Here is a 14,089-nt window from a genome sequence, read left to right on the forward strand (position 1 = left end):
GAGCTTGACGTGAGCGAGCGCACCGCGGGCGCGCCCGTCGCATAAGACGATCCGACGAATCTGCCGAAGCAGCAGCGTGCATGCGTCCGGCTGACCGATGCAGGTGAGCCGGGCGCGCCGCTGGATCACGTCACACCCATTCGCCGAGGCATGCGTCGAACTGCGCGACGAGCGTGTCGACGTCGTCGGCCGTCGTTTGCGGGCACACGAGCATCATGTTGTGGAACGGCGTGATCAGCACGCCGCGGTTCAGCAGGTACAGATGCACGATGTGCTCTAGCTCGCTGTCGAGCTGTGCGCCCGCGATCGTGCCGTTGCGTGGCGGCGTGGGCGTGAACTGGAATTCGGTGCGCGCGCCGATGCGCGTCACGCACCACGGCAGTCCGTGTTTCGCGATCGCCCGTTCGAGCCCGGCGGCGAGCCGCGCGGCCAGTTCGAACATGTGCGCATACGCGGCGTCGGTCGCGACTTCCGCGAGCGTCGCGCGCATCGCATGCATTGCCAGCATGTTCGCGGTGAGCGTCGTGCCGATTCCGGAGTGGCCGGGCGGCGCGTTCAGCTTCGCCGCCTTCGCGCGTTCCGCGAATTCGGCGCTGAAGCCGTATACCGCGCACGGCACGCCGCCCGCGATCGGCTTGCCGACCACCAGCACGTCGGGTTCGAGACCGTGCGCCACCGCATAGCCGCCCGGGCCGCTGCTGATCGTGTGCGTTTCGTCGATCACGAGGAGCGTGCCGTAGCGGCGCGTCAGTTCGCGCGCGGCTTCCCAGAAGCCCGGTTCGGGCAGCACCATGCCGATGTTCGTCATCGCCGGTTCCGCGAGCACGCACGCGACGTCGCCGTTCTTCAGCGCCGCTTCGAGCGCGTCGAGATCGTTGAACTCGACGACGCGCGTGTTCGCGAGCAGGTCGTACGATTGCCCGAGCAGGCTGTCGCGCTGCACCGGGCGGCCGTCGACGAGATCGACGAACACGTCGTCGACCGTGCCGTGATAGCAACCGTTGAACACGACGATCGTGTTGCGGCCGGTGGCCGCGCGCGCCCAGCGCAGCACGAAGCGGTTCGCGTCGCTCGCGCTCAGCGCGAACTGCCAGACCGGCAGCTTGAAGCGGCGCGCGAGTTCGCGCGACACCCACGCGGCGTCCTCGCTCGGCAGCATCGTCGTGTAGCCGCGCGTCGCCTGTTCGGCGAGCGCGCGTGCGACCGGCTCGGGTGCGTGGCCGAACATCGCGCCGGTATCGCCGAGGCAGAAGTCCGCGTAGCGATGACCGTCGACGTCCGTGAACGTCGCGCCGCGGGCTTCCTTCACGACCAGCGAGAACGGCGTCGACCAGTCCTGCATCCAGTGCAACGGCACGCCGAAGAGCAGGTGCTCGGCCGCTTCCGCCGACAACGCGCGGGATGTCGGCATGGCTTCGGTGAATGCACGGCGCTCGCGATCGAACAGCGCGCGGGCGCGGATGAGGTCGACTCCGTGGCGGGTCTGCAATTGATGCTCCTCTGACGGGTGGGAATGGGCGAGTGAGGCCTCCGCGAGCTTGTCATATTCCATGCGCGCGGTCGATTCGGACTCGACCGCGTATCCGTCGTACCTGCAGTTTGTGCGCATAAAGATACGACAACATATCTCATTGTCGAAAAAGCGAAACGTGAGTGTGCGCACACATCAACACAGATGAGCCGATAAAAACAGGGTAAACGACAAATACTGGTCGAACGCAGATCGCGTCTAGACTGTCCGTTGTAGTACGACGACGGATGAATAGCGATCCGCCGTCCGGCGCATCGATACCCCAACCATCGAAGGAGTGCTCATGGCCGCACCCAGCCGCCGTTCGTCTTCGTCTGTCCGATCGTTCTCGTCGAAGCGGGTTTCGCGCCGCGCCTTCATCGGCTGGACCGGTGCGCTCGCCGGCGGCGCCGTGCTCGGCGGACCGCTCGCCGCCACCCGCGCGTTTGCGGCAGGCCGCCCGCCGAACGCGGCGGTCGACCTGATCTGGGGCGAGCACGGTGCGGCCGCGCGCATCGCGGCGTCGCTCGCGCACGTGTCGCGGCTCGCGTTCCGCGGGCGCGAGTTCGACGTCACGCACTATGGCGCGCGTGCATGCGCGACCGTCGCGCAGACGTCGCCGTACCCGGTGGCGAAATCGCCGGTCAGCCCCGGCTCCGAACTGACGACGGCGGCCGGCGCGTTCGATTCGCGTCCGGCGTTCCTCGCGGCGATCGACGCATGTCGCCGCGAAGGCGGCGGGCGCGTGGTCGTGCCGCCCGGCAACTGGTATTGCGCGGGGCCGATCGTGCTGCAGAGCAACGTGAATTTCCACCTGAGCGCGAACTGCACGATCTACTTCAGCCCGAACCCGGCCGACTACGCGAAGGACGGCCCGGTCGACTGCGGCGCGAACGGCCGCCTGTACTACAGCCGCTGGCAGGCGAACGACTGCCTGAACTACGGTGCGCCCGTCTATGCGCGCAACGCGACGAATATCGCGCTGACCGGCGAAGGGCCGACGTCGGTGCTCAACGGCCAGGCGATGACGCCGTTTTCCGGCAGCGGCAGCAACAGCGTGTGCTGGTGGACCTACAAGGGATCGTCGGGCGCATACGGCGCGAGCGCGACGGTGCCGGGCCAGGCGTATGCGAACCCGAACAACGTCGACCTGCGGATCGTCGCACCGGCGATTCCCGACGCGCTCTATGCGCTGCTCACGTCACCCGTCACGCCGTGGCAGCAGGACCAGAACTACCTGCCGGCGCTGTCCGAGGCGGGCGTGCCGGTCGAGAAGCGCATCTTCGGCCTCGGCCACTACCTGCGGCCGTGCATGGTCGAATTCATCGGCTGCACCAACGTGCTGATGGAGGACTACCAGACGCAGAACACGCCGTTCTGGCAGCACCATCCGACCGCGAGCCGCAACGTCGTGATTCGCGGCGTGACGACCAACAGCATCGGCCCGAACAACGACGGCTTCGATCCCGACGCATGCACCGACGTGCTGTGCGAAGGCTGCACGTTCAACACCGGCGACGACTGCATCGCGATCAAGTCGGGCAAGGACCGCGACACGGAGTATGGCCCGGCGAAGCGGCACCTGATCCGCAACTGCACGATGAACAGCGGCCACGGCGGCATCACGCTCGGCAGCGAAATGGGCGGCGGCGTCGAGCAGATCTATGCGACCAACCTGTCGATGCTGAACGCGAACTGGCAGACCAACCCGCTGAATATCGCGATTCGCGTGAAGACCAACATGAACCGCGGCGGTTACGTGAAGGACTTCCACGTGAAGGGCGTCACGCTGCCGAACGGCGTGACGCAGAAGGGCGGCGGCTACGGCAGCGCGCTGCTCGCGGGCAGCCCGATCAACGCGAGCGTGCCGCTCGGCGTGGTGACGCCGGCGGCCGGCAACCCGTCGGCCGCGCAGGGCGGGATCGTCACGTTCGACTGCGATTACCAGCCCGCGAACGACGCGGTGCGCACGCGGCCGCCGGTCGTGCAGAACGTGACGATCTCGGACGTGACGGCGAGCAACGTGACGCTGAACGGCGTGAGCGCGTCGTGCTTCCAGGCGATCGTCGCGCAGGGGCCGGTCGCGTTCGACTACAACGGCACGCCGCCGACGCCCTCGGTGCAGCCGATCTCCGGCGTGACGATCAGCAATTGCGATTTCGGCACGCCGGTCGCGTCGGGCACGGCGACCGTCACGTCGCCGGGGCCGATCTATGCGTTCAACGTGAATGCGATGACGCTGGCGAACGTGACGATCGCCGGGCAGGCGGTCGACGCGACGATTACCGACAAGCGGTGACGTAACGAGGGGCAGCGTTCGCGTGCGGCCGGTCGGGGCACGCGAACGCGAAGCTGAATGCGAACGCGTTACGCGAGCGTCTTCACCATGTGGTGTTCGTCGTAGAAGCGGCCGTCGACGAACAGCGAGCGCGGTTCCGTGCCGAACCGGACGAACCCTTGCGACGCGTACAGCCGTTCCGCGGTGCCGTTGATCTCGTTCACGCACAGCATCAGTTGCGTGCACTGCCACGCTTGCGCCGCATGTGCGGTCGCGCGGTCGAGCAGCGATGGCGCGATCCCGTGCCCGCGATACGCGGGATCGACGAACACGCCCCAGATCGTCGCCTTGTGCGCGACTTTCGCCCGCGCATCGCGGCGCACGCCCGTGATGCCGACGAGCGATGCGTCGTCGAATGCGCCGAACACGGCGCGCTCATGGGTGGCGGTGATGCGCGCCGCGAATTCGTCGACCGACACGCCGGCTTCTTCCGCGCGGGTCGGCAGGAACGAGGTTGGCGACGTGTCGACCGCGCGAAGGCGGACGGACTGGAATTGCGCCGCATCGGCGGCGTCGAGCAGGCGGATCGTGATCATCGGTGAGCGTTGTCGTGATTCGGGCGGGGGCCGGAATCCGCGGTGCGGTGTGCGGCGGCGAACATCGATGCTAACCGGATTCGGCGTGTTCGCGATGCTCGGCGTCGACGCGGCCGCGCGCGGGTCGCTGTCCGTCGGCACCGGGCTGCTGGTGCTGCTGGCGACGATCTACCGGCGATCGCGGCGTCCGCAGGCGGCTGCGCATGCGACGTGCGTTGCGCTGGGGGCCGAGCGGGCATGAGTGTCCGGCGCGCTTGCCGATGCGAACGCGCGGCGCGGCAGGTACGCCGCGCCGGCTCAGGGAAGGCAGGGAAACTGAAGCGCGCCCGCCGTCGAGCCGGGCCGGCACGAGGCGTCAAGCGCGCGAAATGCGTGAAACGTACGCGAGAAGCGCGCGAGAAACATGCCGCGCGCCCGACCGGATCAGGCGCGCACGGCCCGCATCAATACCGCGCGAGCTGATTGCCGTTGATCTGCACGCGATCGCCCGGGCGCAGGTCGCCCGGCGACTGCACGTCGAACGAGCGCGTCGAACCGTCGCTGAGCTGCACGTCGATCCGGTAGCTGCTCGGCGGTTGCGCCGCGCCCATCTGCTGGCCGATCTGGTTGCCCGCGACTGCGCCGCCGAGCGCGCCGATCACGGTCGCCGCATCGCGGCCGTGGCCGCGGCCGAACTGGTTGCCCAGCACGCCGCCGACCAGCGCGCCGACGACGGTGCCCGCGACGCCCGACGGGCCGACCGAGCCGTTGACCGGCAGGATGTTCGAGACGGTGCCGTATTGCGTGCCGTAGCCGTTGCCGTACTGGCCGCCGTACGGCTGCTGGTTCGCGTAAGGCTGCGACCCGTATTGCGGCTGGTTGCCGTACTGGTCGTACGGCTGCGGCGCCTGGTCCGGATACGCCGGCTGCTGCGGCTGCACGTAGCCCGGTTGCGAGTACGCGGGCTGCGCGTAGCCGGGCGTCGCGTATTGCTGCTGCGGATAGCCCGGTTGCGCGCCGTAGTAACCCGGCGCGACGCAGGCGGTCAGCGGAAGCGCCGCCACGGCGACGAGCGAGGCGAACAGAACGGTCTTCGTGGAAGGCATGCGCATCATGATGTTTCCTGCATCGGCAACGTGTTCGCCGACGAATGCCGGGACGGGTGGCGAACTCGGCGTGAGTATAAGGAATGGGCGGATGCGCGTCCGTTGCGGCCGGGTAACAACGTGTAAAGTCTGTTGCCGCGCACATCGCCCGGCCGCGCGAAGGCCGAAGCGAGCAGCGGCAACGGCGCGACGCGCCCTCCGGGCGCCTGCATTTGAGTGACGCGGGATGCGCTTGCGGGGGCGTTGGCCTTGTCGCCGCTTTTACCGCGACCACGGCGCCGCCGCGCCGCCGCGCCGCCCGCGATCCCGCCCCGTCATCGCGGCAGACTCGGCGGCCATGCGCGCCGCACATCGCGAAATCGAATGCGCGGCATCGCGACATTTAATTGGTCACTGGCCGCCCCGTCCGATATCGTGACCGGATTCCCTGCCAACAGTCGCGCCGTGTCGGCCGCGGTTCCTTCCCCTGTCCGCGTCGACATCGCGCAGCGACTGCCCCACCACCATTCCGAGTCATGACCACCGATCGTTTCTTCACCAACGCCGTCGATGCCGGCGGCCAGCCCATCAATCTCGTCGTCCATGACGGCCGCTTCGTCCAGATCGGTGCCGATTGCACCGCCGCGCCCGGCGCGGAAACGATCGACCTCGGCGGGCGCGTCGTGCTGCCCGGCTTCGTCGACGGCCACATCCACCTCGACAAGAGTTTCGTCGGCGATCGGTGGGTGCCGCACGAACCGGTCGGCTCGCTGCGCGAGCGGCTCGCGGTCGAGAAGCGTCAGCTTGCGGCCGCGCCGGCGATCGTCGAGCGCGCCAATGCGCTGATCGCGCAGGCCGCCGCATTCGGCACGATCGCGATGCGCAGCCACGTCGACGTCGACGCGACGACGGGCCTGTCGAACCTGCAGGCCGTGATGGCCGCGCGCGAACAATGGCGCGGGATCGTCGACATCGAACTGGTCGCGTTTCCGCAGGCCGGCGTCGTGACGTGCCCGGGCACCGCCGGGATCCTCGACGCAGCCGTGCGCGAAGGCGCGGACGTGGTCGGCGGGATCGATCCGACGACGCTCGACGGCGACGCGGACGGCCAGCTCGACATCGTGTTCGGCATCGCCGAGAAGCGCGGCGCGAAGATCGACATCCACCTGCACGAACCCGGCGAAACCGGCATCGCGCAATTGCTGCGGATCGCGGCGCGCACGCGCGCGGCGGGCCTCGGCGGCCGCGTGAACGTGAGCCATGCATACGCCCTCGGCCAGGTGAGCCACGGCGACGTCGAGCGTGCGGCCGCCGCGCTCGCCGAGGCCGGCGTGTCGATCCTCACCAACGCGCCGGGCGACTGCGCATTTCCGCCGGTGCAGCAGCTGCGCGACGCGGGCGTGCACGTGTTCGCCGGCAACGACAACATCCGCGATGCGTGGTGGCCGTACGGCAACGGCGACATGCTGCAGCGCGCGATGATGGTCGGCTACCGCTCGGGCTTTTACACCGACGAAGCGCTCGGCATCGCGCTCGACATGGCGACGCACGCCGGCGCGCGTGCGATCGGCAAGGACAACTACGGGATCGCGATCGGCTGCGACGCGAGCTTCGTCGCGGTGAGCGCGCCGAATGCGGCGGCGGCCGTCGCCGGCGTGCCGGCCGAACGCTGGGTGTTCCGCCGCGGCGAAAGCGATACGGCCGCACCGTTCGCGCCCGGGCTGCGTTTCACGCGATAACGACCTGACCGCCGTCGCGGTGCGCGCATCGTGACGGCCCTGCACTGACCGACCCTACCGGAACCGACATGACCAACCTGCTGATCCGCAACGTCCGTACGCATGCCGACGAAGCGCTCGACATCCTGATCGATGGCGATCGCATCGCGCGCGTGGGCCCGTCGCTCGACGCGCCCGCCGGCTGCGCGATCGAGGACGGCGCGCTCGCGCTCGCGCTGCCCGGCCTCGTCGAAGGCCACACGCACCTCGACAAGACGCACTGGGGAATGCCGTGGTATCGCAACGCGGTGGGGCCGCGCCTCGTCGACCGCATCGAGAACGAGCGCAACTACCGCGCGACGAGCGGCCACGACGCCGGCGCCGCATCGCTCGCGCTGTCGCGCGCGTTCCTCGCGGCCGGCACGACGCGCATCCGCACGCACGTCGACGTCGACACCGAAGCCGGGTTGCGGCATCTGCACGGCGTGCTCGCGACGCGCGAGACGCTGCGCGGCCAGGTCGACATCCAGATCGTCGCGTTTCCGCAGTCGGGCGTGCTCAAGCGCCCCGGCACGGCCGCGCTGCTGTCCGACGCGCTCGACGCGGGCGCCGACCTGCTCGGCGGGCTCGACCCGTGCGCGATCGAAGGCGATCCGGTCGAGGCGGTGGACGTGCTGTTCGGCATCGCCGAACGCCACGGCCGCGGGCTCGATCTTCACTTGCACGAGCGCGGCTCGATGGGCGCGTATTCGCTCGACCTGATCCTGCAGCGCACGGCCGCGCACGGGATGCAGGGCAAGGTCACGATCAGCCACGGCTTCTGCCTTGGCGATATCGCCGAGCGCGAGCGCGATGCGCTGCTCGCGCGGATGGCCGGGCTCGGCGTTGCGATCGTCACCACCGCGCCGGCCGCGGTGCCGGTGCCGCCCGTGGCCGCGTGCCGCGCAGCCGGCGTGACCGTCATCGGCGGCAACGACGGCGTGCGCGACACGTGGACGCCGTACGGTTCGCCCGACATGCTCGAGCGCGCGATGCTGATCGGCATGCGCAACGATTTCCGCCGCGACGACGCGCTCGAGGTTGCGCTCGACTGCGTGACGCACGGCGCGGCGCGCGGTTGCGGTTTCGCCGACTACGGCCTGGAAGCCGGCAAGCGCGCGGATGTCGTGCTCGTCGATGCGTTGACGTTCGCCGAAGCCGTCGTCGCGCGGCCGACGCGGCGGCTCGTCGTGTCGTCGGGGAAGATCGTCGCGCGCAACGGCGCGCTGGTCTGAGCGTGGCGTCGCCCCGGTATGATCGGGCTTCTTTCAGCCTGATCCCCCGGGAGACGACGATGCGACGCAGATGGACGATGGGCGCGATGGCGGCACCGGCCGCGCGATGGATGGCCGCGGCGATGTTCGCGGCGACGGCCGTGCATGCGGCGGCGGCCGGCACCGGCGACGCGCAGCAGGAGGCGAATCGCCGCACGGTGCTCGCGTTCTATGAAAAAGGCCTGAACGAGAAGGATGCCGATGCCGCGCTCGCGTACGTCGGCGACCGCTACGTGCAGCACAACCCGAACGCGGCCGACGGCCGCGACGGCTTCCGCAAGTTCGTCGCGTTCCTGCGCGACACATATCCGCAGTCGCACAGCGAGATCGAGCGCTCGTTCGTCGACGGCGACTACGTGATCCTGCACGTGCACGCGGTGCGCGAACCCGGCACGCGCGGCAGCGCGATCATGGACATCTTCCGGCTCGAACACGGCAAGATCGTCGAGCACTGGGACGTGAACCAGCCGGTGCCGGAGCAGGCCGCGAACGGGAACACGATGTTCTGACGAAGGTCGTCGCCGGGTGCGGCGACTTCATGTCGATCCGATATGTCCCACCGCGCGTGGCGCCGCTTACGCCGGCTCTTGCTCCAGCATCGCCGCGAGCGTTTTCGTCAGCTCGCTGACCATCGGATCGGCGGTCGGCCGGTGCAGGATCGCGATGTCCATGTTCTCGATCGGCGCGAAGCCGTCCTTCTCGGTCAGCACCACGTGTTCGTCGGTCACCACGCGCGCGGGCAGCACGCTGATGCCGAGCCCGTCCGCGACGGCCGCCTGGATGCCGCTCAGGCTCGACGTCGTGAAGCTGATCCGCCAGCGGCGGCCACGCTCCTCGATCGCCTTGATCATGTCGTCGCGATAGAGCCCGCGCGGCGGAAACACGACGATCGGCACCGGATCGAGATTGATCGTCGGATGCTGCGCGCTGTCGATCCAGCGCAGTTTCTCCGGCCAGCGCACCACCGCCTCGCGGCTGTCGCGGCGTTGCTTGATCAGCACGAGATCGAGTTCGCCGCGATCGTACGCCGCGCTGATGTCGCGGCTCAGCCCGCACATCACTTCGAGCTTCACCTGCGGATGATCGCGCCTGAACGCGGCGAGCACGTGCGTCGTGCGGCCCGCCGCGAAATCGTCGGGCACGCCGAGCCGGATCGTCAGCGCGACGGTCGCGCCCGACAGCGCTTCCAGCATCTCGTCGTTCAGCGCGAGCATGCGCCGTGCGTAGCTGAGCACCGTCACGCCGGCATCGGTGGGCCGCACGTCGCGCGTGCCGCGATCGAGCAGACGATGACCGGCGATCTCTTCCAGCCGTCGAACCTTCTGGCTGACCGTCGACTGCGTCGAATGCAGGCGCGCGGACGCCGTCGTGAAGCTGCCGCAATCGGCGACCATCGCGAGCGCGCGCAGCAGGTCGAGGTCGAACAAAGGTCTATTCATTTCTGCACTTCTGTTGATTCGAACATTTCATTTTCAAATGCGTGCGACGACTTTTAACATGGCCGGACGTCGCCAGCAATTGCGGTTTCGCCGGACCCGGGCGCGGCGGCGCGTACGGATCTGCAAGGAGGAAACGGGATGTTTTTCAGACGGATCGCGATCGTCGGCTCGTTTGCGTTGACGACGCTCGCTTCGGCCGTGGCGGCCGCCGACGGCGGCGCGCTCGAAGGCCGGCTACGCAGTGCCGCCGATCGTGGCGACGCGGGCGAGGTCCGCACGCTGCTCGAACGCGGCGCACGGATCGATTCGCGCGACGGGCAGGGCCGTACCGCGCTGCTGCTCGCGACGCACGGCAATCATGTGGAGGCGGCGCGCGTGCTGATCGACGCGGGCGCCGACGTCAACGCGAAGGATGCGATCCAGGACACTCCGTATCTGTATGCGGGCGCGCGCGGCCGTCTCGACATCCTGCGCATGACGCTCGCGCACGGCGCCGACCTGCGCAGCACGAACCGGTATCGCGGCACCGCGCTGATTCCGGCGGCCGAGCGCGGCCACGTGGAGACGGTGCGCACGCTGATCGACGCGGGCGTGAACGTCGATCACGTGAACCGGCTCGGCTGGACCGCGCTGCTCGAGGCGATCATGCTCGGCGACGGCAGCGAACGCTATGTGCGGATCGTGCAGCTGCTGGTCGATGCGAAGGCGAACGTGAACCTGGCGGATTCGAACGGCGAGACGCCGCTGCGGCATGCGCGCAGCCGCGGGTATGCGCAGATCGAGCGGATTCTGGCGGCGGCGGGCGGGCGGTAGGGTTAGCGGCGGCGCGACTTGTGCGCGGGGCTGGCGCCGGGAAGCTGCCGGAGGAACTCGCCGGCCAGATTCGCGCAGTAGTCGAACGACGGCGCATAGCCGAGTGTCAGGATATCGTCGAAGCGCGACTTTACGAATGCACGGTGCTCGCTGAGCAGCCTCAGAAAGGTATCGCGATGGCGAACGAGAAATGCGCTTGCCTCCATCAGGCTATCCGGTTCCCGCTCGATTACCAGGCAGAGATCGAACAGGTCCCGCGCGGTGGGGCGATCGCCGCGATGCCACATTTTCTTGGCCACGATTTCCGCTGACGTCTCGACCTTGACGACGTGATCCATCAGCGTCCATTCGTCGTATCCGGGGGACATCAGGTTGCGGGACACCACGAAATCGATTTCGCCGTCGGGCAACACCAGCTTCACGAAACCGGCGTGTTCCTCGTACTGGGTCGTAATGTCGGATGCGGCGTCGCTGATGCGCGGATTCACGTATCCGAGATACTGCGGGTCGGGGACGAAGATGTCGATGTCCTTGCTGACGCGATGTCCGTGACGCAGCATGAGGACGGTGCCGCCGCCGAATGTCCAGAACGGACGTGCCGTGCCGTGCTTTCATATTTCGTCGATGAGCGTCAGCGCATGACGGAAAAGGCCCTGCCACGGGCCCTCAGGCAAGTCGGCTGATGCAATCACGCCCATACCTCCCGGTACAGATGAAGATTCCTCGACCACGCAGCAAGGTTTTTCCAGATGACTCGAAGCGGCGTGCCGGAGCGTTCGGCGGCTTCCTCGACGGCCTTCACCACGACGGGAAGCGGCACCTCATCGAGAATGACGGAGATCTGCGATTCGTATCCCGCCGGAATCTGTCCCGTGCTTAACGCGTCGGCCAGCAGGTGCTCGGTCAATTCGCCTTTGTAGCTCACGTTCGAGCTCACGACGGCCTTGTAAAGGCCGCTTTGAGGCGGTCGCGGCTGCGCCAGGAGTTCGATGCCGAGCACATTGAGCAACGGGATCAGCTTGTTGATTCCAAGATCCTTCACCTTGCCGGTTTCAAGTTGATTCACCGTGAGGCGAGACAATCCGGCCAGTCGTGCAAGCTGAGCCTGTGTGAGGTCGAGCTCGGCCCTCCGTTTTGCCACGGCCTGACCGATTTCATAGAGTTGCATGCTCACCTCCCGACGCAGGTTTATCTCACGCGAATGTAAGGTATATCTTACATCTCAACCATGTGTGTCGCCACCCACTGTCGCTGATGCGGTATAGGATGCGTGGCCGTACAGGCCGATCGGCATCGGGAGGGTAGCGATCGGTCTAGCTGTATAGACATTCCGGCCAGGCGGATATCGGTAGAAGCTCGTTTTGTGGCGGACGAGCATCACGCCGGGTAAACGCGGAAAATAGAGTGAAATTCCCGCAAAAATAACCATTTATTGATTATCTGCGCCACTATTGGCCGCGATTTCGTTCTCGATTCCACGATTTCGGACCCCCTCCATTTCCCCTGCTTGCGCTCAAAAATTGAGCGGTCTAGACTGCATCGCAGTTTCATCGAAGTCCCCGTCTTTTCGCGACCCGCGCCGGGCATGCCGGCACGACGCTCCCCAACGGACGCCCGGCGCTCGCCCGCCACGTCGAGACCACAAGGACACACCATGAACCGCACTGCAAAGCTCGTCGTATCCGCGCTGGCGTTCGCGCCGCTCGTCTCGTTCGCGCAGGACACGGCGACGATCCGCTGGGGCATCGATCCCACCTATCCGCCGTTCGAGGCGAAGCAGCCCGACGGCTCGCTCGCCGGCTTCGACATCGACCTGCGCAACGCGCTTTGCGAGCAGATGCATGCGAAATGCGTGTGGGTCGAGCAGGGTTTCGACGGGATGATTCCCGCGCTGCGCGCGCGCAAGTTCGACGTGATCATGTCCGCGATGACCGCCACCGACGAGCGGCTCAAGCAGATCGACTTCTCGAACAAGCTGTATGCATCGCCGGGCGCGCTCGTCGCACCCGTCGGCTCGAAGCTGCTGCCGACCGCCGCGTCGCTCGCCGGCAAGCGCGTCGGCATCGACCAGGGCACCACGCAGGAAGCGTATGCGAAGGCCGAATGGGCGCCCAAGGGCGTGACGATCGTGTCGTACCAGAACCAGGACCAGGTGTATCAGGATCTGGTGAACGGCCGGCTCGACGCGACCTTCCAGGACAAGACGCAGGCCGGCTACGCGTTCCTGAAGACGCCGCGCGGCAAGGGCTACGCGTTCGCGGGCCCCGACGTGACCGACGTGCGCATCACCGGCTACGGCGTCGCGATGGGCGTGCGCAAGGGCGACGCCGACATGAAGAAGCGGCTGAACGACGCGATCGTCGCGATCCGCGCGAACGGCACGTACCAGAAGATCGCCGCGAAATATTTCGACTTCGACATCTACGGCGCGAAGCAGCAACTGACCTCCGCACCGTGACCCCGTGACCCCGTGATTCATTCAATCGACAGGCAACCCATGACGAGTATCCAGGACCGCGTCGCGAAAGCCGTGACGCCCGAACTGATCGCCGCCTTCCGCAACGAAGGCGCGGTGTGCATCAAGGGCATCTTCTCGCCCGACGAAGTGGCCGCGCTGCGTGCCGGCATCGACATGAACCTCGCGCAGCCGAGCGAGCGCGCGAAGGTTGCGAGCCGGCCCGACGATCCCGGCTGGTTCTTCGAGGACTTCTGCAACTGGCAGCACAACGACGCGTACCGCGACTTCATCGTGAATTCGCCCGCGCCGTCGGTGGCCGCCGCGCTGATGGGCACGCAGACCGTGCGGCTGCATCACGACCACCTGCTCGTGAAGGAGCCGGGCACGCGGCAGCGCACGCCGTGGCATCAGGACCAGCCGTACTACAACATCGAAGGCGACGACAACGTCAGCATGTGGATTCCGGTCGACCCGGTGCCGCTGGAATCGACGCTGGAATTCGTCGCCGGCTCGCACCAGGGGCCGTGGCTGATGCCGCGCACGTTCATGGACAAGGAGGCGAAGTGGTTTCCGGAAGGCAGTCTTGCGGACCTGCCGGACATCGAGGCCGATCGTGCCGCGTTCCCGATCCGCCACTGGGCGCTCGAACCGGGCGACATGGTGTGCTTCCGGATGTTGACGCTGCATGCGTCGGGCGGCACGCAGAATCGCCGGCGCGCGTTCTCGATCCGCTTCGTCGGCGACGATATCCGTCACGCGCCGCGCCGCTGGAAGACCTCGCCCGAATTCCCCGGGCTCGCGGAGCAGTTGCCGGACGGCGCACCGCTCGAGCATCCGCTGTTTCCGGTCGTGTGGTCGCGCGGCGCGGGGCAGGCCGGCGCGATCTGAGCGGCGGATATC

At 67.6% G+C, this 14,089-nt stretch carries 14 protein-coding genes; 8 read left to right on the forward strand and 6 right to left on the reverse strand.

Features of this window, described 5'->3' with window-relative positions; all coding sequences use genetic code 11:
• Positions 1–130: 130 nt before the first annotated feature.
• Positions 131–1,489 (reverse strand): aspartate aminotransferase family protein, encoded by a 1,359-nt coding sequence (locus tag BME24068_RS04505; RefSeq protein WP_096508738.1) that lies wholly within the window; start codon positions 1,487–1,489, stop codon positions 131–133.
• A gap of 325 nt (positions 1,490–1,814) precedes the next feature.
• Between BME24068_RS04505 and BME24068_RS04510 the strand changes: the two genes are divergently transcribed.
• A complete protein-coding gene (locus BME24068_RS04510; protein WP_174925281.1) occupies positions 1,815–3,809 on the forward strand; it encodes a glycoside hydrolase family 28 protein in 1,995 nt (664 codons plus the stop codon).
• Between the two features lie 68 nt (positions 3,810–3,877).
• On the opposite strand, the gene BME24068_RS04515 is transcribed toward BME24068_RS04510, so the two are convergent.
• Positions 3,878–4,384, reverse strand: coding sequence for a GNAT family N-acetyltransferase (locus tag BME24068_RS04515; RefSeq protein WP_174925282.1), 507 nt, complete (start codon positions 4,382–4,384; stop codon positions 3,878–3,880).
• A gap of 67 nt (positions 4,385–4,451) precedes the next feature.
• Here BME24068_RS04515 and BME24068_RS04520 point away from each other — a divergent pair, with 67 nt between their 5' ends.
• Positions 4,452–4,625: a hypothetical protein gene (locus BME24068_RS04520; RefSeq protein ID WP_174925283.1), complete on the forward strand. Its 174-nt coding sequence runs from the start codon at positions 4,452–4,454 to the stop codon at positions 4,623–4,625.
• Positions 4,626–4,827: 202 nt separating this feature from the next.
• On the opposite strand, the gene BME24068_RS04525 is transcribed toward BME24068_RS04520, so the two are convergent.
• Positions 4,828–5,478: an outer membrane lipoprotein gene (locus tag BME24068_RS04525; protein ID WP_174925284.1), complete on the reverse strand. Its 651-nt coding sequence runs from the start codon at positions 5,476–5,478 to the stop codon at positions 4,828–4,830.
• A gap of 506 nt (positions 5,479–5,984) precedes the next feature.
• Between BME24068_RS04525 and BME24068_RS04530 the strand changes: the two genes are divergently transcribed.
• The 3 genes from BME24068_RS04530 to BME24068_RS04540 all read left to right on the forward strand — a co-directional run bounded on the left by BME24068_RS04530 (position 5,985) and on the right by BME24068_RS04540 (position 8,988).
• Positions 5,985–7,187: an amidohydrolase family protein gene (locus BME24068_RS04530; RefSeq protein WP_096507871.1), complete on the forward strand. Its 1,203-nt coding sequence runs from the start codon at positions 5,985–5,987 to the stop codon at positions 7,185–7,187.
• Positions 7,188–7,255: 68 nt separating this feature from the next.
• Positions 7,256–8,440: an amidohydrolase family protein gene (locus tag BME24068_RS04535; RefSeq protein ID WP_174925285.1), complete on the forward strand. Its 1,185-nt coding sequence runs from the start codon at positions 7,256–7,258 to the stop codon at positions 8,438–8,440.
• 59 nt (positions 8,441–8,499) lie between these two features.
• Entirely contained in the window at positions 8,500–8,988 is a 489-nt protein-coding gene (locus BME24068_RS04540) for a nuclear transport factor 2 family protein (RefSeq protein WP_203368120.1), read from the forward strand.
• 66 nt (positions 8,989–9,054) lie between these two features.
• Here the strand turns inward: BME24068_RS04540 and BME24068_RS04545 are convergent, their stop codons facing one another.
• Positions 9,055–9,918 carry a LysR family transcriptional regulator gene (locus BME24068_RS04545; RefSeq protein ID WP_096507869.1) on the reverse strand — a complete coding sequence of 288 codons (864 nt, stop codon included), beginning with the start codon at positions 9,916–9,918 and terminating at the stop codon, positions 9,055–9,057.
• A 138-nt stretch (positions 9,919–10,056) separates the two neighbouring features.
• Between BME24068_RS04545 and BME24068_RS04550 the strand changes: the two genes are divergently transcribed.
• Positions 10,057–10,731, forward strand: coding sequence for an ankyrin repeat domain-containing protein (locus tag BME24068_RS04550; RefSeq protein ID WP_096507868.1), 675 nt, complete (start codon positions 10,057–10,059; stop codon positions 10,729–10,731).
• Between the two features lie 2 nt (positions 10,732–10,733).
• Here BME24068_RS04550 and BME24068_RS04555 read toward each other — a convergent pair whose 3' ends face one another.
• A complete protein-coding gene (locus tag BME24068_RS04555) occupies positions 10,734–11,291 on the reverse strand; it encodes a nucleotidyl transferase AbiEii/AbiGii toxin family protein (protein WP_239007633.1) in 558 nt (185 codons plus the stop codon).
• A 128-nt stretch (positions 11,292–11,419) separates the two neighbouring features.
• The gene (locus BME24068_RS04560) at positions 11,420–11,899 is read right to left on the reverse strand and encodes a helix-turn-helix domain-containing protein (RefSeq protein WP_096507867.1); all 480 of its coding nucleotides are present in this window, start codon (positions 11,897–11,899) and stop codon (positions 11,420–11,422) included.
• Between the two features lie 486 nt (positions 11,900–12,385).
• Between BME24068_RS04560 and BME24068_RS04565 the strand changes: the two genes are divergently transcribed.
• On the forward strand, positions 12,386–13,189 hold the full coding sequence (locus BME24068_RS04565; RefSeq protein ID WP_096507866.1) for an ABC transporter substrate-binding protein: 804 nt from the start codon (positions 12,386–12,388) through the stop codon (positions 13,187–13,189).
• A gap of 39 nt (positions 13,190–13,228) precedes the next feature.
• A complete protein-coding gene (locus BME24068_RS04570) occupies positions 13,229–14,077 on the forward strand; it encodes a phytanoyl-CoA dioxygenase family protein (protein ID WP_174925286.1) in 849 nt (282 codons plus the stop codon).
• The last annotated feature ends 12 nt before the right edge of the window (positions 14,078–14,089 follow it).

Origin of the sequence: Burkholderia anthina, assembly GCF_902498995.1 — a bacterium.
GTDB classification, from domain to species: domain Bacteria; phylum Pseudomonadota; class Gammaproteobacteria; order Burkholderiales; family Burkholderiaceae; genus Burkholderia; species Burkholderia anthina.

Excerpts from the sequence above, each read along its gene's own strand:
- BME24068_RS04510 (WP_174925281.1), top strand. The coding sequence starts at position 1,815 with ATGGCCGCACCCAGCCGCCGTTCGTCTTCGTCTGTCCGATCGTTCTCG.
- BME24068_RS04515 (WP_174925282.1), bottom strand. The coding sequence starts at position 4,384 with ATGATCACGATCCGCCTGCTCGACGCCGCCGATGCGGCGCAATTCCAG.
- BME24068_RS04520 (WP_174925283.1), top strand. The coding sequence starts at position 4,452 with ATGCTAACCGGATTCGGCGTGTTCGCGATGCTCGGCGTCGACGCGGCC.
- BME24068_RS04525 (WP_174925284.1), bottom strand. The coding sequence starts at position 5,478 with ATGATGCGCATGCCTTCCACGAAGACCGTTCTGTTCGCCTCGCTCGTC.
- BME24068_RS04530 (WP_096507871.1), top strand. The coding sequence starts at position 5,985 with ATGACCACCGATCGTTTCTTCACCAACGCCGTCGATGCCGGCGGCCAG.
- BME24068_RS04535 (WP_174925285.1), top strand. The coding sequence starts at position 7,256 with ATGACCAACCTGCTGATCCGCAACGTCCGTACGCATGCCGACGAAGCG.
- BME24068_RS04540 (WP_203368120.1), top strand. The coding sequence starts at position 8,500 with ATGCGACGCAGATGGACGATGGGCGCGATGGCGGCACCGGCCGCGCGA.
- BME24068_RS04545 (WP_096507869.1), bottom strand. The coding sequence starts at position 9,918 with ATGAATAGACCTTTGTTCGACCTCGACCTGCTGCGCGCGCTCGCGATG.
- BME24068_RS04550 (WP_096507868.1), top strand. The coding sequence starts at position 10,057 with ATGTTTTTCAGACGGATCGCGATCGTCGGCTCGTTTGCGTTGACGACG.
- BME24068_RS04555 (WP_239007633.1), bottom strand. The coding sequence starts at position 11,291 with ATGCTGCGTCACGGACATCGCGTCAGCAAGGACATCGACATCTTCGTC.
- BME24068_RS04560 (WP_096507867.1), bottom strand. The coding sequence starts at position 11,899 with ATGCAACTCTATGAAATCGGTCAGGCCGTGGCAAAACGGAGGGCCGAG.
- BME24068_RS04565 (WP_096507866.1), top strand. The coding sequence starts at position 12,386 with ATGAACCGCACTGCAAAGCTCGTCGTATCCGCGCTGGCGTTCGCGCCG.
- BME24068_RS04570 (WP_174925286.1), top strand. The coding sequence starts at position 13,229 with ATGACGAGTATCCAGGACCGCGTCGCGAAAGCCGTGACGCCCGAACTG.